The organism is Alicyclobacillus tolerans (genome assembly GCF_048984885.1).
Taxonomy (GTDB): domain Bacteria; phylum Bacillota; class Bacilli; order Alicyclobacillales; family Alicyclobacillaceae; genus Alicyclobacillus_I; species Alicyclobacillus_I tolerans.
In genome coordinates, this window is sequence record NZ_JBMGNK010000002.1 from 340,753 (window position 1) to 366,902 (window position 26,150).

Genomic DNA, 26,150 nt, shown 5'->3' on the forward strand with positions numbered 1-26,150 from the left:
CATCCACTCCAAAAAATCCCCTTATTCAAACAGATTTAATTTTGAAAAATAGAAAAAACACGTTTTCTTTCAGTTTCTTCTTCGTATTCTTTCCTGCGTAAATCTATCAACTTTTGGATGGTCAAAAAACCTTCAATCTGGTGATCTTCTTTGTTGATGACTTTTACCCAATCACAGTGAGATATAAGCATTTGTTGCATAGCCACCTTGGCTGTATCGTTATTACGTACGTACGGTGCATCATTTATGATTTCAAGTACCTTTTGCTGAGGGGTTATTGATGCGCGATACAATATTTCACAGGCAAGCACTATTCCAACTGGATGTCCGTCATCATCTAATACGGTGAACCAAGTTTTCGTATCGTAATGGCTAAGGAGATTCATTGTAATTGTCGTGAGATACGCATCTCCATGAATAGTATTATTTGGTATATAACAAATTTCCTTACAATCGTGCATCTCAAGCGGATCAGTTTTATATTCCCGGGTCAAATGCAGTCCACGACGCACGATTTTTTCCGTCAAGATGGAACGCGGGAGAATCCACGAGGAAAAGCCTGTGGAAATGCTTGAAGTTACCAGAAGCGGTAACAAGGCTCCTAAGTTATGGGTCAATTCCAGCGGGAAAATGATACTAGTGAAAGGTGTGCGTGTGACACCAGAAAAAGTGGCAGACATACCAAGCAAAACCCATACTCCTGGATGTTGAGCATGAAAAACATAGCCTGCAACCCCGCCTAAGCTTCCTCCAATGATGAGGATAGGAGCTAGGATTCCGCCAGAAGTTCCAGAGCCAAGAGAAATGACCCAAATTATTGTCTTTACAATCAGAAGTCCAATGAGTGTATAAAGAGTTAATTTCATATTCAGCATTGCTGAAATACTGTCATAACCTACGCCTAAAGAGCGAGGTGAAATCCACCCACCTAGTCCTATAAATACTGCACCAATCGCAGGCCACCACATCCAGTGTATAGGGAGTTTGCGAAAAAAATCTTCTACACCATAGATAGCTCGCGTTAAGAGCATAGCCAATAAACTTCCCATTAGACCAATGACAAATGACACGGCTAGTAAATTCCAACTCGTATGATGGAGAATAGGCATGGCAAAGAGAGGACCTGATCCTAGGATAAGCATACGTATAGCGTCAGCAACAGAACTTGCAATTGCAATGGGAACCAAGCTGCGAGGTTTAAATTCAAATACCAAGAGCTCAATGGCAAAGAGAACAGATGACACGGGAGCAGCAAATGTAGCAGACATGCCCCCAGCAGCTCCAGCTACCAAAAGAATGCGTCTCTCTACGGGAGATAATCTGAACAATTGACTAAACAAAGAGCCGAAGGAACCTCCAGTCATGATAATAGGTCCTTCTGCTCCGAAAGGTCCGCCTGTTCCGATGGAGATCGCTGCAGAAATAGGTTTCCAAAAGGCAACTCTCGGAGATATTCTACTTTCGTTGATAATCATGGCTTCGATAGCTTCAGGAATTCCGTGTCCACGAATTTTTTCTGAACCATAACGGGCGATGATTCCAATGACAAGTGCGCCAAGTATGGGAGGAACGATTATCCAAGCATGTAATGAGTTATGAGTAGGAGTAGCATAAGCGAAGGAGAATCGATGAAAAAAAGATAAATTTGTAAAAAAGTAAATCATTTTCAGTAAAACAACAGCAATCCATGCACATATGGCACCAATGATGAGAGCGACGATAGATAAACGGATGATTTGTGTATTGGTAGTAAAATCACCTGTTTGCTTCGTTTTAAAAAACATTTGTTGTTTCTCCCTTCAAGTCATTCGAGATTCATGGGGAGCTTCCACAAAACTTAAGACCGTATATTTTATATCGCTATACGATATAAAATGCAAGATTGAATGACGGAGTTGGTTATATGAATAGGGAGCCTACAAAAGAGGATTATCAAGAACTAGCAGAATTTCGTTATCGTTTGAGAAAATTTTTACATTTTAGTGAAACGGCTGCTCTGCAAGTTGGTATTACACCAAGCCAACATCAATTACTGCTCGCCATAGCAGGTTATCCGCATCGAAATTGGATGACTCCAACAGAAATTGCTGAGAGGCTTTTAGTTCGTCATCATAGTGCGTTAGGACTGATACAGAGATGTGAAAAAATAGGTTTGGTCAGACGGTTTTCGCATCCAACAGATAAGCGAAGTATAGGCATTGAGTTAACGAAAAAGGGACAAGACATTCTTTGTCAATTAACGTTGTTACATCAAGCTGAATTGAAGAAACTCGGTATTACACATCGTTATTTAGATTTAGATGAATTCGGGGATTCTTGAGTAGCCCATGACGGTTTGGGTATAACTTGCGATTTGAGTTTTTCTGGAGATTGAAACTTTCTTCTTGGGAAGGTACAGGACAAATACCGCCACATTCCATATGCCAACTGACATATTCTTCACTATGTCAAAAATGAAAGGGTGAAGTCAGCATGTATGGAGTATTTGGTGGATACACCCGCTGGGCTGTCGTATTTCTAATTATTTTTGTTCTCTTCTTCCTACTCGTACCTGTATATACCACAACCTGCACAACAACACCTGTATATTGAGAATGAAAATGGGATCGGCAAAACAGTCTCTCTGGGCAGGGATGTTGTCGATCCATTTTCCATGAGTCTGTTAGGTATTCGTTTTTACTTTATTCATACGGAGGTGAGAAAGCATGTGCAATCGCAGTGATTGTGCAAACAATATAGGTAAATGGGTACGTTTTCAGACGCCATGGGGCTCTCATCGTGGCATTATAACAGCAGTGAATCAGAATGCTGTTTTAGTGAGAGTACCTAGGCAATATGCTCCAATTGGATTGGCAAATTGCACCCAGCCGACGGAGGGTGACGATGCCAAGAAACTCGATATCGCACTCGCTCAATGGGGATATGGAGCTGGTTATGGGCCTGGATATGGCTACGGTCCTGGTTGGGGACGTCCAGGTTATGGAGTATGGTATGGCGGCTGGTGGTGGTGGTGGCTCGCCTTCGCCTGGATTTTCCTATTGGCGTTTTTATGGTAGACGAGACAGAAAAACACAGAGTGAATATATTTGAAAATTCTACAGCTAGCAAAAGGGCGAAGGCGCCCTTTTTTTATGCCTATCCATCAAGGGAACTGTCGGAATCTGTCGCAATTCAACTATTTTTGTCCTATGGGAGGATTTCATAGGAATCGTGGCAAAATACGCTGTGTGCAAGAATTCCTACAAGATGGATGGGGGCTTATTGGTGAGCCGAACTGAGGTAAAGCAACAGGCGTCAGTTCCACAGGTTTGTCCGTCTCTAGAGTTGCTCAACGCCGCTGTCATTTTTCTTTCTACCTCTGAGGAAGTACGCTTTTACAACGTTGCAGCCTGCAAATTGTTCGATCACGCTGAACTCTTGGCTCCTCCAGTTCCACTCAGGGAATGTTTGACTGCCCAATCGGATGAATATCAGATGTTAGCGCATTGCGTTCGAGAGCAGCGCATATTGCGCGATACCATAGTCACTTGGGAGCGAAATGGTCAACTTCTCTATCTACTGCTTGATAGTTTCCCTTTCCTGTCGGAAAGTGGAGATTACCTAGGATTATTTATAACCATGAAAGATTTGGGTGATTTTGGCGTACTCGATCAACATTTACAAAGGGCGGAGAAACTAGCCACAATAGGAAAAGTAGCTGCTGGTATTGCCCATGAGATACGCAATCCATTGACTACTGTAAAAGGATTTTTGCAAATTCTTGAAAGCCGGCAAGAGGCAAGTGGGCGGGAAGATGAGCATAGTCTTACCGAAATGATGCTCTCTGAAATTCAAAAGGTTGATGAACTGGTTCAAGAGTTGTTGCTCTTGGCACGTCCACATCATTTGGATATGGAATTTTTCTGCATGAGCGATTTGATAGAAGAACTGCGTGGTCATGTGGTTTCAGAGGCCGACAGAATGGGGATTGAATCTCATTTCGAAATAGAAGATAAACTGTTTCTGCAAGCGGATCGACAAATGATTTTGCGTCTGCTTCACCATCTCATAAAAAATGCTTTGGAAGCTATGGATGCTGGCGGAAAATTGACAGTATTGGTTAAAAATCAATCGCCATGGTGTGAAATGTATATTTCAGATACAGGGCCGGGCATTCCTTATTACCAGATCGACAAAATTTTTGATGCTTTTTATACCACGAAAGAGAAAGGGACAGGACTCGGTTTGCCTATTTGTCAACGTATAGTGGCCGATCACGGTGGAGATATTCGCGTCTCCTCCAAAGGTTTCGGATCCACGTTCTGCGTACGTTTACCACTCGCCAAAGAGGAAATCATACCATCTGCCTAATTGTTCTGTTTCTCCTGCTGTGATACCTTTATCACGAAGGAGGGGAGGTTGTGGATTATCAAACGCTTTATCGTGCCTGGCGGCCTCAGCAGTTTGCTGATATGGTTGGGCAGTCGCATGTCCGCACCACTCTCCGCAACGCTCTGCTGCAAGACAAGGTGGCGCATGCGTATTTGTTCTGCGGTCCGCGTGGCACTGGCAAGACAAGTACAGCAAAGATTCTAGCCAAGGCGGTTAACTGTCTTCATTCAGTAGAAGGTGAGCCTTGTAATGCTTGTCAAGCCTGCTTGTCGATTGCAGAGGGAGCAGCAGTCGATGTTGAAGAGATTGATGCAGCCTCCAATCGCGGTGTTGATGAAATCCGCTCCTTACGAGACAAAGTGCACTATGCACCTGCATATTTGAAGCGCAAGGTCTACATTGTCGATGAGGTGCACATGTTGACCATGGAAGCGTTCAACGCTTTGCTTAAAACGTTGGAAGAACCACCTTCCTATGTATTGTTTATCCTGGCTACAACCGAACCTCATAAGATACCAGCCACAATTGTCTCTCGTTGCCAAAGGTTTGATTTCCGGCGGATTGAACCGGCTGATATGGTAGGCCGCTTGCGAGCTGCAGTAGATGCGGAGCGATGGCAGGCAGCAGATGAGGCGCTCTGGCAAATCGCCGAAGCGGCAGATGGTGGTATGAGAGATGCGCTAGGTCTCCTGGAGCAAGCTGCAGCTTATGGTGAAGGCCAGATTACCTTGGATGTACTGTCATTTGTCATGGGCGGTTTACGGCCACAGGACAAGCTTAGCTTGCTTGAATCGCTGGTGCAGGGAGATTTGCTTGCAGTTTTGCAAAAACTGTCTAATTTCTATCAAACGGGTAAAGATGCAGGGCGGATAGCTGCTGAGATGCTGGCCATGTTTCGAGATGTGCTGGTTGTGCGGCTGTCTCCAGCGGATCGTCCACTTTTGCATTCTTTCAAAGACTATAAAGAAATAGCGAGTCGGCTTTCTAGCGAATGGTTGCTTTTGGCTATGTCCAAGATGAATGATACAATGATGGCCTTACGTCATGCGGAACAACCACGTTTAATGTTGGAAACAGCTTTGCTCTCGCTGAGTCAAGTCTCGTCTCCTGGCGATTCCACAACAATGGCAGTGATGGAGGCACAGCCAACGGTGTCGCGGTTAATCGCGGCAACGCGTGTTGCGGATGCGGGTATTGAAAAACGGCAAATGACACCGCTTGTCCGTTCACCAGATGAAAAATCTTCGGCAAGCGAATCATCTGCTCAGAAAGAATTGGCAACACCTTCTCCCTCTGGGCAGAATCGCCAACTTCGCGCACCAGCCGCCATGCAAGGGCGAAAACGTGAAGTGCTACTCTCTCTATTTGAGAGACAAGACGGTACTGCCTTGCAGGCCATTTGTGACCGCTGGCAAGACATTCTTCAAAGTGTTCGGCAACAGCGAATTCAAGCACACGCATGGCTCATGAATGGACAACCTGTGCTGGCCACCGAGAAAGAAATGGTGATTGCTTTTGGCAGTAAAATTCACCGCGACGCCGTTATGAAACCTGATGAGCGAAATGCTATTGAATGGGCAGTGGAACACACAATCGGCGAAGCCAGAAGTTTGTTGGCGATTCTACAAAGCGACTGGGAAGAGTTTCTTGCTGAACAGGATGGCAACGCGGTGGCGCCAGAAAGTTGGCTGGAAGTGGTGGAATCGCTGTTTGGCAAAGATAAGATTGAGTATGTCACAGATGAACTTTAAGAGAGGGATTACACATGAAAAATATGAATCAATTGATGAAACAAGCTAAAAAGATGCAGGAAGACTTATTGAAGGCTCAGGAAGCTTTGGCAGAACGAAAAATAACTGGGACTGCCGGCGGGGGAGCCGTTTCTGTAGTGATGAATGGCCACAAGCATGTGGAGTCGGTTATGATTTCACCCGAAGTGGTTACACCAGATGATGTGGAGATGCTCCAAGATTTGATTCTGGTTGCTTTGCAAGATGCGGAACAAAAGGTGAATGAGCTGACGGAATCAGAAATGGGCAAGTATACTCGTGGCATGAACTTGCCAGGGTTGTTCTAATGTGGGGTTATCCAGAACCCATTGAACGGTTGATGGAACAATTTATGAGGCTTCCCGGAATTGGGCCCAAAACAGCCGCTCGATTGGCTTTTCATTGTATGAGCATGTCCAAAGAAACTATTGAAGAATTTTCCAAAGCTTTGCTGGATATCAAAGAACGCTTGGTAGAATGCCAAATCTGCTGTAATATTACGGAATTTTCCCCTTGTCCTGTCTGTCGTGATGAGCGACGAGACCGGAGCGTGCTTTGTGTAGTCCAAGATGCCAAAGATGTGGTAGCTATGGAACGTACGCATGAATTTCATGGACTTTATCATGTTTTGCAAGGGGCCATCTCACCCATGGATGGTATCGGTCCCAATGATTTACGGATTCGTGAATTGTTGACGCGATTGGCTGGTACTGACGATTCGGTCGAAGAAGTGATTCTGGCTACCAATCCAACCGTGGAAGGTGAAGCCACAGCCATGTATCTTTCTAAATTATTGCGTCCTTTTGAACTCAAAGTTACACGAATTGCACGTGGTTTGCCGGTTGGCGGCGATTTGGAATATGCGGATGAAGTGACTCTGGCTAAAGCTCTGGAGGGTCGCCGCAGCCTGTAAATTTTCTTATATACGGTTGTAAAACTATCATTTTTTCTACAAGAGTCATAAAACGCCTCCTGCCTGTCTATATTCTAGTATTCAGGTCACGGGAGGTTTTCTTTATGCGTACCCCGACTGCCGCAAAGCCGAAACGTCTCTCTGCGCGATCGCGGTTTAATCCCAAGCGGGATGGAGCAGACGCTTTTGGAGGTGCCGCTGATCCACTTTTTCAAGAAATCGTTCGTTCGCATCGAGCCTGGTTGGAAGCTCAGAGCCAATTTAATGAAGTGAGCGATCCGGAACTTATCGATCATATGGTCTTTCGGTTAGATGCCGCTGAACAGCATTTTCGTTATTTGTTGCACCAGGCGAGACAGCGCCAGTTAGTCGTAGAAGGTGTGTGCTTTGAATGGTTTGAACTGGATGATGGAGTGTAAAGAGGTGATATGATGTCTATACATTGGTTGCTCTACGGCGGAGGTATTCTCCTGGCTCTCATCATTCTGGCTCAATTTTTTCGTAAACCGCTGGATGGGCTGCTGACCCTTCTCAAGATTGCTGTTTTTGGTTGTGTATCTATTTTTGTAATCAATTGGCTAGGAAGCTATGTGCATTTTCATCTCCCATTCAATCCAGCTACTGCTTTGACAGCAGGCATTCTCGGTTTTCCTGGTCTTGCAGCGCTCATTACCTTAAAACTTTGGATTTTTCCGGGTTGAAAATTTAGAACGCCATACAGATTCATTCATCGAGCAGAAGCGTGTTCTGGGTACATTCGGCGGGCTATGATGGCCAATCGCCGACCGATACCTGGTAACGCTTCTAATTCTTTCTCTCGCACGATTCCCAATTTTAGAAGTAGGTAGATATAGACCCAACCTCCGGCTCCCACTGCCAGCAGTAGTTCAACGGCGCTGGTAATGCGTACAGAGCGAATCATCAAATCATGTAAAAACCAATGGGTGACAGCGCGTGTTATCCATAGAACGGCTGCTGTAGGCAATGTGGGCAATAAAAATCGAATACTGTAGCGAAATAAAGAAAATTTTACTTGTCCGTACTTTTTCACAGCCAGTACATTGAGTGTGGAAGAGAATATGTAGCCAATGGTGGTGGCAATGGCGGCACCCATAACACTGTGAAAGGTAGGTATGAGTAATATGTTGAACATAATTTTTACAAATACGCCTAAAAACATATTGCGTACCGGACGATAGAAGTTTCCGAGTCCTTGAAGGATATAGGTAGAAATTAATTCAAGACTTGAGAAAATAGCCATAAAAGAAACGGCTGAAATAATGGGTGCTCCGTCGAAATCACCAGAAAGCGTAGCAGATAAAGGTCTAGCTAATACAAGCAGGACAGCCGCTGCTGGAAAGGTCATGAGAAACATGCCGCGTACAGTTGAACTGACGGTACGCTGTAAGGCGCTCTGATCTTTTTTGGCCTTCGCACTAGAGACAGCTGGCAGAATCGAAACGCCTATGGCATAAGCGAATGTAAGTGGCAATTGAATCAAATAGAGTGCTTGTCGAGTCAAAATGCCGTATTGAGCTGCGGCTTCACGAAAACTATCGTGTGCAGCTATAAGAAGATTTTGTACTGTAAAACTATCCGCAAGATTAGAAATAGGCACCACTAATCCACCCAGAGAGATGGGCAATGCTACTTTATACAAGGTACGCAACGCTTGCCAGTCCGATTGATTGGAAAAAGAAGCGAGTGGTTTGTATTCTCTGCGAATAGGTCGGACAGCCAACGCCAGCAGTAAGGCGCCAGCCGCAGCTCCCACGGTTGCGCCAAAGGTGGCAGACGCACTGCCGAAAACATAGGATTCGTGGCGCACGCGCATGAGATAGTAAGTAGCAGTTACCATCCAAAGAACGCGAAAGATTTGTTCCACCGTTTGTGAGTAAGCGGGCATCTCCAATTGCTGGAATCCTTGCAAATAACCACGGTAGCCACTCATGAAAGGAATAAATAAAAGTGCAAAGGCAAGCGCGCGAAACGAAGGCACCATGTATCGCGCCGCTTCTCCCGAATCCTGCACAGCGGTTAGTCCTGACAGTGCAGGAGCGAGAAACCACATTAACAGAAAGGCAATGATGCCTAAAGGGATAATCGTGCGCATGGCGACTCTGTAATATTGTTCCGCTTCACCATAGCGTTTGATGGCCAAACGTTCAGAAATCAGTTTGCTCATGGCTAGCGGGAAGCCGGCCAAAGCCAACTGTTGGAAAATGGTGAACATGGCGTAGGCATTGTTGTACAAGCCTAAACCCACATTGCCAAGCAGATAGGTGAGTGGAATGATATAGATGATGCCAAGAAATTTGGCAATCCCAACACAGATGACGTATATGGACGCGCCACGCGCGACATTTGTTGCTTTCGTTGGATCCACCTCCGCATTCCACTCCGCATTATAACAGAGAGTTCGGCAGCCTAGAATGCTCTATTTTGAACCTCCTGAGAAGCTCTGTCATAACGTATAGAGAACGGAGTGGCAGCCGCTTGCGCCAGCCGCCAATTTTTTGCCTCCTTCTACGTATAGGATTTCGCGTTAAGAGACAAACTAGAAATAGAAAATACATCTGCTATCTTGCTGGAAAGGCGGTGCAGACATGCGAAACCATTGGCCGTCCGAAACAGAATGCATTATTTGCGGGATGACTAGGAGTGCTGGCATTCGTATATGCGGTGAGTTCATCTGTATAGATTGCGAACAGGCCATTGTACATACGGAAGTGGGCGATCCTCGCTATTCACTCTATGTAGAGTGCATGAAGAGAATATGGCTTTCAGCCCTCTCTTGAAAACTCCGATATCCAGTTGAGGTGTTGCCCGTCATTCGTTATGATGAGCGTACAATGTTGGAGTAAAGGGCGGGATCGACATCATCACCTTGGACGAGACACCCATTTTGCGTCAATTGTTGGGTGCAGCGCAGGCTGAACGCTTGTCCATGCATGTGCCCGGCCACCACAGTGGGCGAGACATGCCTGCCTTGTTAGGACAATGGTTGCAATCTGCGTTGCGTATTGATTTGACGGAGCTTCCCGGTCTCGACAATTTGCATGATGCAACGGGGAGTATTTTAGCCTCTCAGAAACTGGCTGCCAGCCATTACGGTTCGCAAGGTTGCTACTATTCTGTCAACGGTTCAACAGCTTGTGTCATGGCGGCTATCTTTGCCTCTGTCGATGAACGACATCGCGACGTCGTTGTCGCTGGGCCATTCCATTGGAGTGTTTGGCGCGGAGCGCAATTGGCACGAGCCAAGCTGTGGCGACTGGCTCCCGTTTGGGATGAAAATCGCCTGGAAATGCTAGTTCCACCTCCTGAAGCAATCGCCAACTGGTTAGCTGATCAGGCACAATCTCACTCATGGGCAGCGATTGTGGTCACCTCGCCAACGTATACGGGACGAGTGGCAGATATAGACGCTTATGCTCGTTTGGCGCACGAATACAACTGCCCGTTGATTGTTGATGAAGCGCACGGCGCTCATTTAGGGCTTGTCACTGATCTACCTCCACACAGTGTGCAACAAGGGGCGGATATTGTTATTCACAGTGCCCACAAGACGCTGCCAGCGCTCACACAAACCGCCTGGGTCCATCATCAGGGTTTTCTATTGTCGGCAGAGCGTCTGAAGTCAGCGCTTTCTTTTTTGCAAACCACCAGTCCCTCATATCTGCTTTTAGCTTCTCTGGACGTCGCGCAAGCTTGGTTGCGTTGTGAAGCTGCAGGAGATGTCTTGCAGCTACAGCAACATTTATCCATGCTTGATAGATGGCGAAATGTTTCAGATGCCGATCCGCTCCGTATCTGGATTCCAACCGGATCGACCAAACGAGCCCAGTTATTGACGGAGGCCTTGGAAAAGGAAAATATTTTTGCGGAATATGTCAATGTAGCAGGCGGATTGCTTATTCCGCCCTATCATCTCAGTCAACGCGACACAGTTCGCTTAGAGGCATTACTTGTACGTTGGCAGCGTGAATCAGGGGACCTGGACCCTAAACTCTTGGCGATTCTCCAGGCAGTTGCTGAGTGTACGCCGCAAAAGTGTCTGGATACAGCCGATCATTTTCCGCCTCAGGAGACCTGCGTTGTTTGGCAAAGTGGTCATAGCGCAGTGGGCAGAATATCAGCTTCTTGTGTCATTCCTTATCCGCCCGGTATGCCAATTCTTCTGCCTGGCGACGAGATACGTCGTGAACATGTGGAATTGGTTGCCTATTTAGAAGCTTCTGGTGCCATCCCGGTGGGCTGTAAACCAGGATGTCAATTTCCGGTGCTGTCTTGAGATCAGATGAGTGGGGGCAATGTTCTATGTTTGTTACTTTTGAAGGATTGGATGGAGCCGGAAAAAGTACGCAAATTGATCGACTTGTGCAAAAGTTAAAAGAACAGGGCATGAAAGTTTTGGTTACTCGGGAACCGGGTGGAACTTCGGGTGGACAACAAATTCGTGAGTGGCTGCTCAACCCTGATGCAGATTGGACACCTATTGCAGAAGCCTATTTATATGCGGCTTCGCGTGCGCAATTGGTGGAAACTGTGATTCGTCCCGCGCTCCAGAAGGGTGAGATTGTCATTTGTGATCGTTATGTAGATGCTTCTATTGCTTATCAAGGAGCTGGACTTGGTTTAGGAGAACGTCGGGTGGCTGCGTTAAACGAGTTGGCTGTGCAGGATGTACGGCCTGATTTAACTTTTCTCTTTGATTTACCTGTGACGGATTCCCGACACCGGATTGTCCAAGGAAGAGAAGGACAGCAATTGGATAGGATAGAAAAGCGTACAACTGAATATTTTGAGCGTGTACGCCGCTCCTTTTTGGCGATTGCTGCTGCTGAACCGCATCGAGTGGTGATATTGGATGCCAGGCAAAATCGCGAGACGCTGGAGCAGGAAATCTGGTTGACCATCGAGAAATATCTCACATAGGAAAGGTGGGTCAAGCAACAATGAAAATGATGATTGCGATTGTCCAGGATAAGGATAGTCCAAGGCTCGCCCACAATTTGGTTAAAGCTGGAGTGCGTGCCACTAAGCTGGCTTCCACAGGTGGTTTTTTGCATGCAGGCAATACTACATTTATTATTGGTGCGGAAAATGAAAAAGTGGAAGACGTTAAAGAAATTATTCGAAATAGTTGCCGTTCTCGAGAACAGGTTGTTACTCCTATGTCTCCCATGGGAAGTCAGTTGGAATCGTACATTCCTTACCCAGTTTCCGTCCAAGTGGGCGGCGCTACGTTGTTTATTCTAGATATTGAGGAATTTGCACAATTTTAATTTGCCGAGATAGGAATTGCCAAGCTTATCTACGATTTTGATAGAGGAGGGCCAGCGATGGTAGAAGACTCGCTGAGTCCATTTTTTCTTTCTTGGACCCAAAAATATCCTGCGCTTGCTGGGTTAGAGCGAGCCTGGATGCAGCAACAACTTCCCCATGCTTTGCTTCTGACGGGTCCACGAGAAACTACTGAACAGTTTGCCAGCCAGTTTGCCAAGTTTTTGCTTTGTCAGGATGAATCGCGCCCTTGTGGCAGATGTTCTTCTTGCCGCCAATTTGCTGCTCATATCCATCCTGACGTTTTTACTTTTGACAACTCGGAAATTCCGATAAAGACAGCTCGTTTGGAAGAGTTACAGGTATGGATGAGCCGACGTGCGCATTATGGGCAAAAAAAAATTTATATTCTTCCTGGATTGGACAAGTTGTCTTTAGTGGCCGCCAATCGTCTTTTGAAATGTTTGGAAGAGCCAGAGTCGGAAATACTGGCCATACTCTTGGCAGAATCTTTGGGTGGGGTGTTGCCTACTCTGCGTTCACGTAGTTTTGCTTATGAAATGCAGTCAGGTCGTTCTTTTCCTTGGGAGGATGCGGTGGTTCACCAATCCCTGCTTGCTTTGGAAGGAGAAGAATCTTCGATTGCAGGTAGTTTCGAGCAGGTGCTACAATGGATTGAAGCGTGGATGGCAACACCAGAATCACCGCTTTTATTAGCCCAACAGTGGCTGAAAATATTTTCGAGTGTTCAATTGGCCAATGGTCTACAGCTCTTGTTAGCTGTATTTCGAGATATGATACACATTTCTTTAGGAGACAGCCAAAATTTGCGTTTCCCTGTTTTGCTTGAGCGGCACTCACTGGAGCGCTGGCCCGTGCAGATTTGGACTCAAGCGGCTGATGTGGTGCAGGAAACACTTCGCAGGCACGCTGCGCATGTGATGCCGCAGTTGAATGTGGAGAGAATGTGCATTTGTTTGCGAGGGGTGAGGATTGGTGTATAGCATTGTTGGCGTTCGCTTTAAGGCCGCCGGTAAAATTTATTATTTTGATCCCGGTGAAGCTGTCATTGAGCAGGGCGCCAGTGTCATTGTGGAAACTGCTCGCGGTGTAGAATTCGGTCAAGTGGTTGTAGGTCGCAGGGAAGTAGGAGAAGAAGACGTAGTGCTTCCCCTGAAACCAGTCTTAAGAGTCGCCACAGAAGAAGATTGTCAGATGGTTTCTTATAATATGGAAAAAGCGCGCGAAGCCATGCGGATTTTTCGTGAAAAAGTCGACCACCACGGTCTGGAGATGAAGTTGGTTGATGCGGAATATACTTTCGATCGCAATAAATTGATTTTTTATTTTACAGCCGAAGGCCGTGTTGATTTTCGTCAGTTAGTGAAAGACTTGGCAAGTGTTTTTAAAGTTCGTATCGAGTTGCGTCAAATTGGTGTTCGAGATGAGGCTAAGATGCTTGGCGGCATTGGACCCTGCGGACGCTTGCTCTGTTGCAGCACTTGGATGGGCGAGTTTGATCCGGTCTCCATTCGTATGGCCAAAGACCAAAGTCTCTCCCTCAACCCATCAAAAATTTCCGGCTTGTGCGGACGTTTAATGTGTTGCCTTAAATTTGAGAACGATTCGTATCAGGATGAAAGCATTATTGTCTAGCCGCTCGTTTGCTGATACAAGTCAGCCAAGCGTTGAAAAAGTTAGCCGCTTTTACCGATAGGAGAAGGTTATGGATAAAGCGTCTCTGTTTGTTCAGGTTGCCAATATGGAAGAGCGCTTGGGAGAACTGTACATGGAGTTAGGTTCTCTTAAGGAGAAAATCCTGCAATTAATAGAGGAAAATCAGCGCTTGCAGCAAGAGAACAGTCGCTTACTGCAACAGTTGCAAGAGGACGAACCCATGGGGGATTCGCAATCGCATCATAACTTGTTGCGTATTTATGAAGAGGGCTTCCACGTCTGTCATGTCAACTACGGAAGCTTGCGCACAGATGGAGAATGCTTATTCTGCCTGTCCTTTCTTGGGAAACACTAGACGGTTCTATTTTGGACCGTCTTTTGATACGATTTTGCAATTCTAAGGCGTATTTTCTCCAGTTAGAATGATTCCATTTTTGGCTTGATGGTTGCAGGAGGTGGCATGCTCTTTTGGTCAAGATGAAAAGTTTCGGCGATACAGGGCCGAAACTTTATCTATGTAGCACGCCCATTGGCAATCTGGATGATGTGACGCCGCGCCTTCTTGAAACACTGGCAAGTGCAGAACTGTTGGCTGCTGAAGATACTCGGCAGACTCGTAAACTGCTATCACGCTATCAAATCCATGCGAAGCGACTGATTTCTTTTCACGAGCATAATTCGAATCATCGTCTTCCCATATTAGTCTCTGCTTGGGAAAACGGTGATTCAGTTGCGCTTGTCACAGATGCTGGAACTCCCTGTGTGTCCGATCCCGGTCAGTCCGCTGTGAGGGCGGCTATCCAGATGGGAGTACCCGTTATTCCGATACCAGGTGCCAGTGCGGTCTTATCGGCGTTGGTGGTCAGTGGTTTGACTTCGGAGCGTTTTGCTTTTCATGGTTTTTTGTCACGTGACAAAAAAAATGCTCGTAGAGAGTTGGCAGCTTATCAGCATTATCAGGGTTCTTTGGTGATTTATGAGGCCCCGCATCGACTGCAAACGACTTTGCAGTTGGTGAAAGAAATGTTTCCCAATTGCCCCATGGCTGTTTGCAAGGAATTGACGAAACAGCATGAAACGGTTTGGCGGGGGCCGGTGGAAGAAATAGAGTCTGAGATCAGTAGTGAGGAAATACGTGGAGAGTTTGTTCTTGTACTGGATTTGGCAGAATATGCTCTCTCTTCTACGGTAATGGATACGGAAAAGGAATCGTTAGATAAGCAGATGGCTGAGGAATCGCCTTTGGAGTATGCCCTGGATGAGGTTAACGTTGCTATGGCAGAAGGGCAATCTATGCGTGATGCTGTCCGTGAAGTGGCTAAGCGGTTGGCGGTGTCACGTAGTCAACTGTATCAGCTTGCATTGAAGCAACTTTCGCAGGGAGACTCGTGATAAAAGGCTGCTCTTACTCTTTGTTTGTTCAAAAAGAGTAAAAGCAGCTTGTCTAAGCGAATTGTAAGAGTTAGCTGTAAGTCCTTAAGCCTGCATTTCAGAAATGCATGATGGGCAGATATTTTTACCTTTGAAATGAACAATTTCATCTGCCTGTCCGCAGAATATGCAAGCTGGTTCGTATTTCTTCAGAATAATTCGGTCGCCATCTACATAAATTTCGAGAGCGTCCTTTTCGCCAATACCTAGTGTACGGCGAAGTTCAATGGGAATTACTACGCGTCCTAGTTCATCCACCTTACGAACAATACCTGTCGATTTCACCAGTATCATCCCCTGACTTAAGATTTAGTTTTGCTAACGGATCCTGTTTTTTATTTATTCTCTGGATAAAAAGGAAGAGAATGAATATGACGAATTCAAAATCTCTACACTTTCGCCAGAATTGTCTCTACTATACCTGATATCAAAATTTTTGCAAGACCTTACAGTTGTTGCAAAAGATTTTGTCGAATCTTGTCAGATCTCTGTTCACATATTAGACAAAATGTGACACGGATCACAACTCGATCCAAAAAATAGATATTCTACTGGGTTCAACAAGTTCCTTCTAACTTGATAAAAAAATTTTTGTAGAGCCAACAAACTGTTGCAATTAGTTTAGGCTAACTATATAATTTCTTCGTCAAAACATGATTATTTTACTCAACTTTTAGAACGGATCGGCCAAAGAGATTGCGAGAAGATGGCGTGGCACTTTTGGCGGATATGAAGAAATGAGGTTTGGGGATTGCCAAATGCAGATCGTGCGGATGTGATGATGCCGGCGGGCCGTTTGCGCAAACTGATGCTGCTTGTCAGCATACTTGGACCAGGACTGATGGTCATGTTGGCAGATACGGATGCAGGCAGTGTGATTACCGCCGCTCAGTCAGGAGCTATGTGGGGATATCGTATGGTATTGCCACAAATCGTGTTGATGCCGATTCTTTATTTTGTGCAGGAGATTACTGTACGTTTAGGGATTGTGACGGGTAAGGGACATGGAACGCTGATTCGTGAAAAGTTCGGGAAAAATTGGGCCCTTCTATCTGTCATTACCCTGTTTATCACTTCGGTCGGCGCTTTGGTCACAGAGTTTTCGGGTGTTGCGGGTGTGAGTGCCATGTTTGGCATACCCAAGCTTTGGAGCGTCAGTGCTGCTACGATATTATTAATTGTCCTTGGCGTCTCTGGCAGTTATCGTCGTGTTGAACGAGTTGGTATCGCCATGGGTCTCTTTCAGTTGTTTTTTGTAGTAGCTATGTTTTGGGTGCATCCGAGTATTTCCGCATTGACTCATCAGATGATGCAGATTCCATTATCTAATCGTAATTATTTGTTTTTATTGGCTGCCAATGTAGGTGCTGTGATTATGCCATGGATGATTTTTTATCAGCAAGGTGCAGTCATTGACAAAGGTTTGCGTTTGGAAAATATGCCCACCGCTAAACGAGACACCTTGATTGGGGCGATTGTGACCCAATTGATTATGCTGGCTGTAGTTGTGGTTTTGGCGGTAGCTCATCCACATCAAGCTTTAAATACGATTGGACAGATTGCTACTGCTGTGGCGCCGTTTATGGGGGAGCAAGCTTCCCGTTGGATGTTGGGCTTGGGGATGCTTGGGGCGAGTATGATTGCTGCTTTGGTGGTCTCGATTGCCGGCGCTTGGGGAGTCAGCGAAGCATTTGGAATTCAGCACAGTCTCAATGCTCGCTGGCGTGATGCTCGTTGGTTTTACTCAATATATACTCTTGCCCACGTGCTTGGCGCTGTATGGGTTTTACTCAGTGTGGACTTGGTTCAATTGAATATTGATATTGAAGTGATGAACGCTATTTTGCTGCCGATTGTTTTAGGATTTCTTTTGCTGCTGGAAGCTAAAGCGTTGCCGGATGAATGGCGAATGAAAGGCGCTTATAAATACATGGTATGGGCCATTTGTTTGCTGGTGATGGTGTTTGGACTGTATACGTTAGTATCTCTCTAAACAGTTGGCCTCTTTTGACAGGTGGAACTTGTTTTTTCCATATGTCGCGTGCGATTTCTGAATCCAGTGTTTCAATCGCTGAACTCGTCTAGATGGATTCGGAGAATATCTTCTTTTGGGATTTTGTGCGTTCTCTGCTCGGCTTGTAGATGCAGAGAAGAGGGCGTAGCGTGTGTCAGCCATCCGCTCAGAGGTTTGCGCTTGCCGTTTTGGAAAACTTCTAGTTGTATAAGGGCTGGAAGATGAAGGGAAAGCAATTGTTCCATAGCCCAATTCAAAGATTCCAGTTGCTGTTCATCCAGCAAGGGTTGTGGCAGACGCTCCTTTCGGCGGCGAAATTCGGCACTTGCTGCGCGATGTTCGGGAAGCAGGAGACGCATGGATTCGAAAATATTTCCTTCATTTATCTTCACGCAAAATGACCTCCTATTTTGACAGCCCGTGTGTGTTTTTGGCCCGCAGGCAACAAACTGCTGGTGCGGATAATGCTCGTTTCGCCAAAGGTGGCATGTAAATGGTCCACAGTACGCCAAAGTTGCTGGCGGCGCGGCACATTTTCAAAGAGATCGAGCTGTGTACCGCTTTCCTCAGTCAGCAAATCGAGTGAGACACTCACAGCTCGTACGCCACTTCCGTCCCAATGCGTATCGAGCAGGGAGAGTAAAATCGGGTAAAGTTGTTCACTGCGATTGGTTGGGCGCGGCAGGGTTTTGGCACGGAAAAATCCACCTGTCATGCCCTCGTAGGTCAGCCCAAGCCCTATGCGCCGCCCGCACTGCTGTGTGTAACGGGTACGAGAGCAGACTTCGTCCAATAGTTCTAAAATTACTACCGCTACTTCTTCTCTCTGATAAAAATCGCGAGGTAGCGTAGTGCGGTTGCTGTAACCCCGATGCGGCGTCTGTAACGCATTGTCGTTCAAAGTGCTGCCATCCTGGCCTTGGGCCCATCGCTGGATAACCTCTCCCCATACACCAAACCGCGTCCGCAAACGTCCCAGTGGTAAGCGTGCTACATCGCCAATTGTTTGGCATCCAAACTCTTCTATTAATATTTGCGCGCGCCGTTTCAGTCCCCACATCTCTGTTACAGGTAGTGCGTGCAATTCGTGTATCAATTGATCTTGCGTCCACCAGATCACGCCGCCCCGTCTGTGTTTGGCCGCCTTATTGGCCATTTTGGCTGCCCATTTGTTAGGAGCGAGACCCACCCGGCAACGAATACGAAATTGATCCCAGATACGGGTGCGCAATTCGCTGGCGGTTTGTAACGGATCGGCAAAAAAATGGCTTGGATAAGGAAAGGCAAAGAAGCATTCGTCAATCGAGAAAGATTCTGCCTTAGGGAACATTTGACGAATGGTCTCTTGAATACGCAGAGAAGTTTCCAAATAAAGACGCATGCGTGGTCGCACGCAGATGAGTTTTGGGCATGCGCGGACAGCTTCCCCCAGTCGCATGGCGGTGGAAACGCCCATTGCTTTGGCTGTTGGCGAGGCGGCCAAAACAATACCGCTTCGTCGCTCTGGATCACCTGTAACGGCGAGTGGGGGGTCGCTCTCATCGCATTCTAAATGCCGGCTGGCTGTGAAGGCTGGAGTGGTGGCCACCTCCACTGACGCGTAGAAACTTTGCATATCCACTAGACCTACAATCCATTCAGTGCTGCTCATGGACAGGACCCAGTTGCATCCGTGCTTCCAGCTCTGCTGTCAGCATGGGGCGCATATAAATGGCTTCGTGTGTGTATCCTTTTTCTTTATATTTGACTACCCACTCCAAGTCTTCTTCCATCACGTCTACAATCTCTGTTTGGCTCTCCTTCAAAAGGCGAAGTAAGCGTGCCCGTTGTTGATGGATATGTCGCTCTGCCAAATCGAGCAGAAGGAGGCCGCGAATGGCTAAAGTTGGTCTCATGATTGATCACCCTTAACGAACATATGTTCGTATTTATCAGTATATGCATTTCTGCGCTGAAATCAAGCGAAAAGTTTTGTCAAATTTTGAGGGGATTGAATGAAATGCTGAATTGACGAAGTGGATAGGGTTTTGTAGAATTTCTCCAAGAGCTTTATTGTCAAACGAATCTCGAATAAGAGCCTATGAAAAAAGGGTACCTGGCGCACAGTCCGCAGCGAGTCGGGAGGGTGCGAGCCGATGGCGAGGTGGCCAGGGAGTATGATTTTGGAGGCCGCAGGCTGAGCGTAGGGGCGAGGTTTGCGCGGAAGTCCCCGTTACCGGACAGAGTGGACAGAAAAGCATGTCCGCTTGCCAGAGGTGCGTCATACGGTAATGAGAATGATGATTGCAGTTCCAACCAACATCATTTTTCAGCCCGAGCGCATGAATTTGGGTGGTACCGCGGCTATACAGCTCGCCCCAAACAGGGGCGGGCTTTTTGGTGTTACACCGATTGGTATGGACTGGCATGGATAGAGAAGGGAGTTTTAACATGACGAATCCAAAAACATTTTACGTTACCACACCTATTTATTACCCGAGCAATCGCTTGCATATTGGGCACGCCTATACCACGGTAGCTGCTGATGCCATTGCCCGCTATAAGCGGTTGCGTGGCTACGATGTCATGTTTCTTACAGGGACGGACGAACACGGCCAGAAAATCCAGCAAAGCGCGGAGGCTGCTGGTCAGAAACCACTCGAGTTTCTCGATGGCATTATTGCCTGGATTCAAAATTTGTGGAAAGAGTTGGACATTTCCTACAACGATTTTATCCGCACCACAGAGTCCCGTCATACCGAAGTGGTGCAGGCCCTGTTTGAACGGTTGGTTGCGCAGGGGGACATCTATTTATCCGATTATGAAGGGTGGTATTGCACACCCTGTGAATCTTTCTGGAGTGAACGCGAATTGGTGGACGGCAAGTGTCCTGATTGTGGCCGTCCTGTGCATTACACCAAAGAGGAAAGCTACTTTTTCCGGATGAGTCGATATGTTGACCGACTTCTCCAGTTTTATGAGGAAAATCCAGAATTCATACAACCAGAATCGCGCAAAAACGAGATGATTAACAACTTTATCAAACCTGGCTTGCAAGATTTATGTGTTTCTCGAACTTCTTTTGATTGGGGCGTACATGTGCCAAGCAACCCGAAACACGTTGTCTACGTCTGGCTCGATGCGCTTACCAACTACATTACGGCTATTGGTTATGGATCGTCTGATCCGCAAAAGGAGGAGCAGTTTGCACGCTACTGGCCTGCAGACGTCCATCTGGTGGGCAAGGAGATTGTCCGTTTCCACACCATCTACTGGCCGATCTTTTTAATGGCGCTTGGTTTGCCGTTGCCGAAGAAGGTCTACGCTCATGGCTGGCTGCTGATGAAAGACGGGAAAATGAGCAAATCCAAAGGTAATGTGGTCGATCCGCTTCTGCTCATTGAGCGCTATGGGCGAGACGCGATTCGCTATTTCTTGTTGCGTGAAATTCCGTTCGGACAGGATGGCGTTTTCACACCGGAAGCGTTGATTGAACGGCTCAATTTTGATTTGGCGAACGATCTGGGCAATCTTGTTCATCGCAGTGTGGCTATGTTGCATCGTTATCGGCAAGGTGTGGTGCCGCGCCCGGGGCAGCGGGAAGCGGTCGATCTCGCTTTGGCTCATTTAGTGGATGAGACAGTCGACGCAGTAGAGGCGCACATGGAACGGTTGGAATTCTCTGTGGCGCTGGAGGCACTGTGGAAGTTGGTACGTCAGGGCAACAAATATATTGACGAGACTGCTCCTTGGGCGCTGGCCAAGAATGATCAACAGGAGCGGCTGGATACGGTGCTCTATCATATGGTAGAAACGATTCGCGTCCTTTCGATACTTGTACAGCCGTTCATGACAGATTTTCCTCGTGCTGTGGTTGCGCAGTTTGGTTTCCCGGTAGACGCTTTTAGCTGGGCCTCGTTGCGCGAGTTTGGCCAGCACAGTGCGGGTCTCAACGTGATCGAGCAAAAACCGCATTTTCCTAGACTTGATGTAGCTGAAGAGATTGCAGCACTGGATGCCTTAATGGGTGCGCGGACAACTGCGTCCCCATCTGCTGCAGTTCCTGGCGCGGCAACCGTTTCGTCTGACGCCAGCCAGCAGCCAATAGAGGAGAAGATGCCACTGATTGGTGTGGATACGTTTGGGCAAGTGGAGTTGCGTGTAGGTCAGATTGTGGCTGCTGAAAAAATCGCCAAGGCGGATAAATTGCTCAAGCTTCAGGTCGACCTTGGTAGTGAGACGCGGCAAATTGTCTCTGGAATAGCGCTACATTATCGTCCGGAAGAGCTGTTGGGAACGCGGGTTGTTGTGGTGACCAATCTTAAACCTGTCAAGCTGCGAGGCGTAGAATCCAATGGCATGATTTTGGCGGCTTCGTCGGGAGACACCTTAAAGCTGGTTACTGTGCCTGAAGGTCTGCCGAATGGGAGTGTTGTGAAATAATGCTGTTTGACACCCATTGCCATTTGATGGATGACCGTTTTCGGGAAGATTTGCCGCACGTTATAGAGCGTGCTCGCGCTGTAGGTGTCACAGAAATAGTTGTACCTGGAGTGGATGTGGAAAGTTCGCGAAAGGCCCTTGAAATTGCTGAGGCGTACTCAGGGGTGTATGCTGCGGTAGGCATTCATCCAGAGGCGGTAGGGCGCGTTTCTGATGATGATTACGCGGCGATTGAAACTATGGCTGCACATCCGCGTGTAGTGGCAATTGGCGAGATTGGACTGGACTACTATTGGGACGCTGCGCCTCGCGACGTTCAGCGGGCAGCGTTTGTTCGCCAGATTGAGATGGCCCGCCGTCTCCAATTGCCAGTCATTGTGCACAACCGCGAATCCACAGGAGATGTTCTGCAGTGTCTGCAAGAGGCTCATGTGGAAGAAGTGGGCGGTATCATGCATTGTTTCAACGGCAGTGAAGAGACGGCCAAAATTTGTCTAGCTATGGGCATGTACTTGTCGTTTGGCGGATCCATCACGTTTAAGAATGCGCGCAATGTACAGGCTGTAGCCTCGACGGTACCGAGGGACAGGCTGCTGGTGGAGACGGACGCGCCCTACCTGACTCCCCATCCGCATCGTGGAACGCGCAACGAGCCTGCGTATGTTCAGCTGGTTGCACAGCGTTTGGCGCAAGCGCAGGGAATAAGCTACGAGCAGATATGTGACTATACGCGAGCCAATGCTCTGCGCCTGTTTATGAAAATTGGAGAGGGAGAGGGGCAGAGGCATGGCTGATCAGTCGTTGCCGCGCATCCCTGAATTGATTGTGGTAGAGGGTGTGCATGATTGGCAACGTGTTCGGGAGGCGGTGGAAGCAGACGTTTGGGTGCTTGGCGGCGAGCGTTTCAGTCGCGCAACCTACCATGCTTTACGGCGGGCGGTGCAAGTTCGGGGGGTCATTCTTTTGACCGACCCCGATGGGCCTGGTCAACGCATTCGCCAGCGCATTGATCGGGCTGTGCCAGGATGTCTGCATGCTCATCTGCCGAAGCGTTTGGCGGTGGGCGGCCAGAAACTAGGTATTGAACACGCGCAACCAGAAGATATTCGTCAAGTATTGCTGGCTGTGCGCCGACCTCGCGTGCAAGATCAAGAGGCAACTGCCAACCAGCCTTTTACCATTGCTGATTTGCAGGAAAACGGGCTCACGGCTTGTCCTGAAGCCATGGAACGGCGTCAATGGTTGGGCGACTGGCTTGGCATTGGCGGTGGCAACAGCAAGTCGTTTGTGTACAAATTAAACGCTCTGGGTGTTACGCGTGAAGAATGGCGCATAGCTTTGGAGCGGCTCTACGACCACGAAAAGGAGACGCATCAGGCATGAAACCAGATATCACGCGACCATCTGTCCTGCGGGAATTGCTTGGCCGCCATGGATTTACACTCAAAAAACAGTTAGGACAAAACTTTCTCATAGACAGTCACGCTCTAGACAGCATCGTTGATGCGGCAGACATCCATGCTGATACGAGCGTCATTGAGATTGGTCCGGGTGCTGGGGTTTTGACGACCCGTTTGGCAGAGCGAGCAGCACGGGTCTTGGCGGTTGAAAAAGATGAATCCCTTCGACCTGTGCTGGAGGAGGTGCTGTCTGGAACAGACAATGTGACTTTGCTTTTTGCCGACGCTCTGGAAGTTTCCCTGGAGGATTGGGTAGGGCAGCATTGGGGCGAAGTGAAACGGTTGGTAGTAGCCGCCAATTTGCCGTATTACATCACTACACCGCTGCTCTTTCATATACTTGAAAGTAATCTTCCCGTTAGTGATATGGTGATTTTGGTGCAAAAAGAAGTAGCCGATCGCTTGCTCGCCAAGCCTGGTGGCAAAGACTATGGCGTACTCACAGTGATGGCTCAATGGCGGGCGGAAGTACAGCGTGTGGTGAATGTGTCGGCCAACTGTTTTCTGCCTCCTCCTACGGTGGAGTCGAGTGTCGTGCGTCTAGCGGTTCGTTCACAACCTCCCTATCCGTTACAGCGTGAAGCAGCCTTGCGAAAGGTTGTGCGTGCAGCTTTTGGCATGCGCCGCAAAACATTGGATAATGCCTTGGCAGGTGGATTGAGTCTTTCTAAATCGGCAGTAACCCATCTTCTCGCTTGTGCTCAAATTGACGGCAAACGGCGCGGAGAAACGCTTGATTTGCAAGAATTTGCACGCTTGGCTAATGCGTTTGTCGAAAATGGCGTACAATAAGAGGTAAAATAAGAACAAAGCACAAGGATATCCTGAAGTTTCTACCATTCCTGATGGTGGTCCATCTGCAGGAGAGTGATGCGATGTGTGGATGTTTGAGAGTCCTACTTACGGGAGACTGACGCTCGACGAAGTAGCCGAAAGAATTCAGGCTGCGCTTAGCCATCATCCGAACGACGAATTTCGCCTCATTATAGGCTCGGATTCTCAGCCTAAACCGCAGGCGCATCACGTCTCGTTCGTGACAGCCATTATCTTGCATCACGTCGGTAAAGGCGCCCAATATTTCATCCATCGAGAACAACTCATGCATATGGAATCCTTGCGTCAGCGCATGTTTACAGAAGCCTCCTACTCTCTCCAGGTAGGAGGCATGTTATTTGAAGCTCTCCCTGCTTTGCCTCAACGCCTGCGCGTAGAGGTACATCTGGATATTGGCGAACGCGGTGCGACACATCACATGATTCGTGAGATTGTGGCCTGGATTACTTCCAGCGGCTACGAAGCGCGTATCAAGCCAGATTCCTACGGTGCCTCTAAAGTGGCCGATCGCTATACCAAGTCGTAAGCCTGGCAAACACATTCGGCGCAACCTTCGCATAGGCTGATGCATCAACGGCGGACGGGAGGGATGCGCGTGTGGAAGCCAGGTGACTGTGTGGTTCGAAAATCATACGGCAAAGACGTTTTCTTTCAAATTGTGGAGGTTGATGAAGAAACTTCTACAGCTATTCTCAAGGGTATGGATGTACGGCTGATTGCCGACGCTCCTTATGACGATCTGGAGGCTGTTTCTGAAGATGAGCAACGCGTCTTTGAAGCAAGACGCAGCAAAGTAGAAGGAGAAAGTCTCAAGCTGATTCAGTCCAGACGGGCTGTCGATTTGGAGAAGCGAGCGTTGCGCAGGGAAACGCGCTATCAATCGAATCCGGATTTTTTTGAACGGCCCGGACGAGTTCTACACCTCGACGGAGATGGAGCATATTTACAGAAATGTTTGGCGATGTACCGCGAACTCGGTATCCGGGCAATAGGAGAACATTTGGCCGAGCACAAAATGGCGGATATGGTCGTACAGCTGATTGAGAAGCATGAGCCAGACATCCTGATTATTACTGGACACGATGGTGTGATTCGCAAAGGAAAAGATCTGAAAGACATACAAAATTACCGCAACTCCTTGCATTTTATCCGCGCAGTGGCTAATGCCCGCAAGCGCGTGCGGAATATGGACGATCTCGTTATTATTGCAGGAGCCTGCCAATCCCATTTTGAAGGTATTATTGACGCGGGTGCCAATTTTGCCAGTTCCCCGCAGCGCATCATGATTCATGCGCTCGATCCGGTCTTTATTGCGGAGAAAATTGCTTATACGCCGATTCACGAGACGGTCAATCTCTACGATGTCGTCAAGGCGACCTATACAGGCATTGATGGTGTAGGCGGATTGGAGTCGCGCGGAAAATATCGCCTTGGACTTCCGAAATCCTCCTTTTAAATGAAAGCTTAATGGCTTCGGGACGAAAATATAAAAAAAGAATGTAGTTTACCCATTGACAACAAAATTCATGCGTTGCTATAATGTACGCTTTAGGTTGACATGCCTCTTTCTTGATGATATACTGTTTGTTGGAAAGAGGTGGTGTGTGTTGGCGAAAAATGCGCTCCACGAAATTAAAAAAAATCTTGAAGGTCTGGTTGGTGAGCGCCTGTTATTGCGGGCCAACGGAGGGCGCAGGAAAACAGTTGAGCATTTTGGTGTGCTTGAGGAAACCTATCCCTCTGTATTTGTCGTCAAGCTTGATCCTCCTGATGGTTCCTTTAAACGCGTTTCCTACAGTTATGCTGACGTGTTGACAGAGACTGTTGAATTGGTTCTATGCAAAGACGGCGAAAACACGCGGCTCATGTAGCAGGCAAGTGATGGCGGGCATTTGGTAGCCGCAGCGTTTCGTTTTAGAGATAGAAGCGATAAATTTGACATCTAGGTCAATCTCAATAGATTTTGATATGGT

At 47.5% G+C, this 26,150-nt stretch carries 31 protein-coding genes; 25 read left to right on the top strand and 6 right to left on the bottom strand.

The annotated features are described in order from the left end of the window. Nucleotides 1–35 precede the first annotated feature (35 nt). Entirely contained in the window at nucleotides 36–1,784 is a 1,749-nt protein-coding gene (locus tag ACOJUR_RS01790) for a chloride channel protein (RefSeq protein WP_420949106.1), read from the bottom strand. Nucleotides 1,785–1,903: 119 nt separating this feature from the next. Here ACOJUR_RS01790 and ACOJUR_RS01795 point away from each other — a divergent pair, with 119 nt between their 5' ends. The 8 genes from ACOJUR_RS01795 to ACOJUR_RS01830 all read left to right on the top strand — a co-directional run bounded on the left by ACOJUR_RS01795 (nucleotide 1,904) and on the right by ACOJUR_RS01830 (nucleotide 7,754). Beyond that, nucleotides 1,904–2,320, top strand: a complete 417-nt coding sequence (locus ACOJUR_RS01795) for a MarR family winged helix-turn-helix transcriptional regulator (RefSeq protein WP_072873665.1) — start codon at nucleotides 1,904–1,906, stop codon at nucleotides 2,318–2,320. Between the two features lie 385 nt (nucleotides 2,321–2,705). Then, the gene (locus ACOJUR_RS01800) at nucleotides 2,706–3,056 is read left to right on the top strand and encodes a hypothetical protein (protein WP_072873664.1); all 351 of its coding nucleotides are present in this window, start codon (nucleotides 2,706–2,708) and stop codon (nucleotides 3,054–3,056) included. A gap of 208 nt (nucleotides 3,057–3,264) precedes the next feature. Next, nucleotides 3,265–4,350 carry a two-component system sensor histidine kinase NtrB gene (locus ACOJUR_RS01805; protein WP_420949107.1) on the top strand — a complete coding sequence of 362 codons (1,086 nt, stop codon included), beginning with the start codon at nucleotides 3,265–3,267 and terminating at the stop codon, nucleotides 4,348–4,350. A 50-nt stretch (nucleotides 4,351–4,400) separates the two neighbouring features. After that, nucleotides 4,401–6,122, top strand: coding sequence for a DNA polymerase III subunit gamma/tau (gene dnaX / locus ACOJUR_RS01810; protein ID WP_420949108.1), 1,722 nt, complete (start codon nucleotides 4,401–4,403; stop codon nucleotides 6,120–6,122). Nucleotides 6,123–6,136: 14 nt separating this feature from the next. Continuing rightward, nucleotides 6,137–6,448 carry a YbaB/EbfC family nucleoid-associated protein gene (locus tag ACOJUR_RS01815; RefSeq protein WP_072873661.1) on the top strand — a complete coding sequence of 104 codons (312 nt, stop codon included), beginning with the start codon at nucleotides 6,137–6,139 and terminating at the stop codon, nucleotides 6,446–6,448. Then, on the top strand, nucleotides 6,448–7,053 hold the full coding sequence (gene recR / locus ACOJUR_RS01820; RefSeq protein WP_306955055.1) for a recombination mediator RecR: 606 nt from the start codon (nucleotides 6,448–6,450) through the stop codon (nucleotides 7,051–7,053). The genes ACOJUR_RS01815 and recR overlap by 1 nt, the downstream gene beginning before the upstream one ends. 104 nt (nucleotides 7,054–7,157) lie before the next feature. Beyond that, entirely contained in the window at nucleotides 7,158–7,472 is a 315-nt protein-coding gene (locus tag ACOJUR_RS01825) for a DUF2508 family protein (protein WP_072873658.1), read from the top strand. Nucleotides 7,473–7,484: 12 nt separating this feature from the next. Continuing rightward, nucleotides 7,485–7,754, top strand: coding sequence for a pro-sigmaK processing inhibitor BofA family protein (locus ACOJUR_RS01830; protein WP_165611955.1), 270 nt, complete (start codon nucleotides 7,485–7,487; stop codon nucleotides 7,752–7,754). Between the two features lie 26 nt (nucleotides 7,755–7,780). Here the strand turns inward: ACOJUR_RS01830 and ACOJUR_RS01835 are convergent, their stop codons facing one another. Then, the gene (locus tag ACOJUR_RS01835; RefSeq protein ID WP_072873656.1) at nucleotides 7,781–9,439 is read right to left on the bottom strand and encodes a putative polysaccharide biosynthesis protein; all 1,659 of its coding nucleotides are present in this window, start codon (nucleotides 9,437–9,439) and stop codon (nucleotides 7,781–7,783) included. A 220-nt stretch (nucleotides 9,440–9,659) separates the two neighbouring features. Here ACOJUR_RS01835 and ACOJUR_RS01840 point away from each other — a divergent pair, with 220 nt between their 5' ends. The 8 genes from ACOJUR_RS01840 to rsmI all read left to right on the top strand — a co-directional run bounded on the left by ACOJUR_RS01840 (nucleotide 9,660) and on the right by rsmI (nucleotide 15,408). Continuing rightward, nucleotides 9,660–9,851, top strand: coding sequence for a sigma factor G inhibitor Gin (locus ACOJUR_RS01840; protein WP_072873654.1), 192 nt, complete (start codon nucleotides 9,660–9,662; stop codon nucleotides 9,849–9,851). An 89-nt stretch (nucleotides 9,852–9,940) separates the two neighbouring features. Next, nucleotides 9,941–11,347, top strand: a complete 1,407-nt coding sequence (locus tag ACOJUR_RS01845) for an aminotransferase class I/II-fold pyridoxal phosphate-dependent enzyme (RefSeq protein ID WP_420949109.1) — start codon at nucleotides 9,941–9,943, stop codon at nucleotides 11,345–11,347. A gap of 26 nt (nucleotides 11,348–11,373) precedes the next feature. Continuing rightward, a complete protein-coding gene (gene tmk, locus ACOJUR_RS01850) occupies nucleotides 11,374–11,991 on the top strand; it encodes a dTMP kinase (protein ID WP_420949110.1) in 618 nt (205 codons plus the stop codon). 20 nt (nucleotides 11,992–12,011) lie between these two features. Beyond that, nucleotides 12,012–12,341, top strand: a complete 330-nt coding sequence (locus tag ACOJUR_RS01855) for a cyclic-di-AMP receptor (RefSeq protein WP_072873649.1) — start codon at nucleotides 12,012–12,014, stop codon at nucleotides 12,339–12,341. A gap of 57 nt (nucleotides 12,342–12,398) precedes the next feature. After that, a complete protein-coding gene (locus ACOJUR_RS01860) occupies nucleotides 12,399–13,343 on the top strand; it encodes a hypothetical protein (protein ID WP_420949111.1) in 945 nt (314 codons plus the stop codon). Further along, entirely contained in the window at nucleotides 13,336–13,995 is a 660-nt protein-coding gene (locus ACOJUR_RS01865; protein ID WP_072873645.1) for a PSP1 domain-containing protein, read from the top strand. The genes ACOJUR_RS01860 and ACOJUR_RS01865 overlap by 8 nt, the downstream gene beginning before the upstream one ends. Before the next feature lie 70 nt (nucleotides 13,996–14,065). Continuing rightward, nucleotides 14,066–14,371, top strand: coding sequence for an initiation-control protein YabA (locus ACOJUR_RS01870; RefSeq protein ID WP_072873643.1), 306 nt, complete (start codon nucleotides 14,066–14,068; stop codon nucleotides 14,369–14,371). A gap of 122 nt (nucleotides 14,372–14,493) precedes the next feature. Further along, a complete protein-coding gene (gene rsmI / locus ACOJUR_RS01875; RefSeq protein WP_420950486.1) occupies nucleotides 14,494–15,408 on the top strand; it encodes a 16S rRNA (cytidine(1402)-2'-O)-methyltransferase in 915 nt (304 codons plus the stop codon). Nucleotides 15,409–15,492: 84 nt separating this feature from the next. On the opposite strand, the gene ACOJUR_RS01880 is transcribed toward rsmI, so the two are convergent. After that, the gene (locus ACOJUR_RS01880) at nucleotides 15,493–15,735 is read right to left on the bottom strand and encodes an AbrB/MazE/SpoVT family DNA-binding domain-containing protein (RefSeq protein ID WP_072873725.1); all 243 of its coding nucleotides are present in this window, start codon (nucleotides 15,733–15,735) and stop codon (nucleotides 15,493–15,495) included. 463 nt (nucleotides 15,736–16,198) lie between these two features. Here ACOJUR_RS01880 and ACOJUR_RS01885 point away from each other — a divergent pair, with 463 nt between their 5' ends. Then, entirely contained in the window at nucleotides 16,199–17,440 is a 1,242-nt protein-coding gene (locus tag ACOJUR_RS01885) for an NRAMP family divalent metal transporter (RefSeq protein WP_306955065.1), read from the top strand. Nucleotides 17,441–17,511: 71 nt separating this feature from the next. On the opposite strand, the gene ACOJUR_RS01890 is transcribed toward ACOJUR_RS01885, so the two are convergent. From ACOJUR_RS01890 to ACOJUR_RS01900, 3 genes are read right to left on the bottom strand one after another with little or no spacing between them, the layout of a single operon-like run. After that, on the bottom strand, nucleotides 17,512–17,853 hold the full coding sequence (locus ACOJUR_RS01890) for a YolD-like family protein (RefSeq protein WP_306955067.1): 342 nt from the start codon (nucleotides 17,851–17,853) through the stop codon (nucleotides 17,512–17,514). Further along, nucleotides 17,850–19,112: a DNA polymerase IV gene (locus ACOJUR_RS01895; protein WP_072873639.1), complete on the bottom strand. Its 1,263-nt coding sequence runs from the start codon at nucleotides 19,110–19,112 to the stop codon at nucleotides 17,850–17,852. The genes ACOJUR_RS01890 and ACOJUR_RS01895 overlap by 4 nt, the downstream gene beginning before the upstream one ends. Beyond that, nucleotides 19,099–19,356, bottom strand: coding sequence for a YhjD family protein (locus tag ACOJUR_RS01900; RefSeq protein ID WP_072873638.1), 258 nt, complete (start codon nucleotides 19,354–19,356; stop codon nucleotides 19,099–19,101). Before ACOJUR_RS01900 ends, ACOJUR_RS01895 begins: the two co-directional genes overlap by 14 nt. A 300-nt stretch (nucleotides 19,357–19,656) precedes the next feature. Here ACOJUR_RS01900 and ACOJUR_RS01905 point away from each other — a divergent pair, with 300 nt between their 5' ends. The 8 genes from ACOJUR_RS01905 to veg all read left to right on the top strand — a co-directional run bounded on the left by ACOJUR_RS01905 (nucleotide 19,657) and on the right by veg (nucleotide 26,048). Then, nucleotides 19,657–19,875 carry a hypothetical protein gene (locus tag ACOJUR_RS01905; RefSeq protein ID WP_306955070.1) on the top strand — a complete coding sequence of 73 codons (219 nt, stop codon included), beginning with the start codon at nucleotides 19,657–19,659 and terminating at the stop codon, nucleotides 19,873–19,875. 16 nt (nucleotides 19,876–19,891) lie between these two features. Continuing rightward, entirely contained in the window at nucleotides 19,892–21,883 is a 1,992-nt protein-coding gene (gene metG / locus ACOJUR_RS01910; RefSeq protein ID WP_420949112.1) for a methionine--tRNA ligase, read from the top strand. Further along, entirely contained in the window at nucleotides 21,883–22,677 is a 795-nt protein-coding gene (locus ACOJUR_RS01915) for a TatD family hydrolase (RefSeq protein WP_420949113.1), read from the top strand. Before metG ends, ACOJUR_RS01915 begins: the two co-directional genes overlap by 1 nt. After that, the gene (locus ACOJUR_RS01920) at nucleotides 22,670–23,266 is read left to right on the top strand and encodes a ribonuclease M5 (RefSeq protein ID WP_072873632.1); all 597 of its coding nucleotides are present in this window, start codon (nucleotides 22,670–22,672) and stop codon (nucleotides 23,264–23,266) included. Before ACOJUR_RS01915 ends, ACOJUR_RS01920 begins: the two co-directional genes overlap by 8 nt. Further along, entirely contained in the window at nucleotides 23,263–24,135 is an 873-nt protein-coding gene (rsmA, locus tag ACOJUR_RS01925; RefSeq protein WP_306955075.1) for a 16S rRNA (adenine(1518)-N(6)/adenine(1519)-N(6))-dimethyltransferase RsmA, read from the top strand. Before ACOJUR_RS01920 ends, rsmA begins: the two co-directional genes overlap by 4 nt. 91 nt (nucleotides 24,136–24,226) lie before the next feature. Further along, nucleotides 24,227–24,703, top strand: coding sequence for a ribonuclease H-like YkuK family protein (locus tag ACOJUR_RS01930; RefSeq protein WP_072873723.1), 477 nt, complete (start codon nucleotides 24,227–24,229; stop codon nucleotides 24,701–24,703). A gap of 63 nt (nucleotides 24,704–24,766) precedes the next feature. Next, complete coding sequence (gene yabG / locus ACOJUR_RS01935; RefSeq protein WP_072873628.1) at nucleotides 24,767–25,633, top strand: sporulation peptidase YabG; 867 nt, start codon at nucleotides 24,767–24,769, stop codon at nucleotides 25,631–25,633. 151 nt (nucleotides 25,634–25,784) lie between these two features. Further along, complete coding sequence (gene veg / locus ACOJUR_RS01940) at nucleotides 25,785–26,048, top strand: biofilm formation stimulator Veg (RefSeq protein WP_072873722.1); 264 nt, start codon at nucleotides 25,785–25,787, stop codon at nucleotides 26,046–26,048. Nucleotides 26,049–26,150 lie beyond the last annotated feature (102 nt).